Origin of the sequence: Xenorhabdus littoralis, assembly GCF_033949345.1 — a bacterium.
In the GTDB taxonomy this organism is placed as follows: Bacteria; Pseudomonadota; Gammaproteobacteria; order Enterobacterales; family Enterobacteriaceae; genus Xenorhabdus; species Xenorhabdus littoralis.
The window spans coordinates 1-369 of sequence record NZ_VCDP01000194.1 but is presented as its reverse complement, the minus strand read 5'-3'; the positions used below and the strand labels follow the sequence as shown (position 1 = coordinate 369).

The following is a 369-nucleotide window of genomic DNA, read 5'->3' as shown; positions in this document are numbered from 1 at the left end:
GATAGCATCGGCATTAGTGGTTTTCACTAATTGATGTCGTTTGTTGTATTCGTACGTGGTGGTGTCTTTTAGCACCAGTTGGTTTTCTTCTGGCTGCCAGCTTTCTTGTTTGACCAACAACCCCACAGTGGAATAGTACCAGCAAAGTTGCTGACCATCCGGATACTGTGTCAGTATCCGGCGTCCCAGTTTATCGTACTGATAGGTCAGCGTTCGCCCGGTAAAATCGGTTTCCCGAATGATTTGCCCCGCAGCATCCCGCTCATAACGGTAGGTTTCGCCAGTGGAAACGGTGACCGAATTCAGTCGAGTCAGACGGTCGTAGCTAAAGTGCAGGGTGGTGCCATCCGGGCGGGTCATTTGGGTCAG

1 protein-coding gene is annotated in these 369 nt (G+C 50.9%); it reads right to left on the bottom strand.

Annotated features, from left to right (window positions below):
* A partial coding sequence (locus FE394_RS19195; RefSeq protein WP_319927917.1) for a hypothetical protein occupies nt 1-369 on the bottom strand: 369 nt, incomplete at both ends.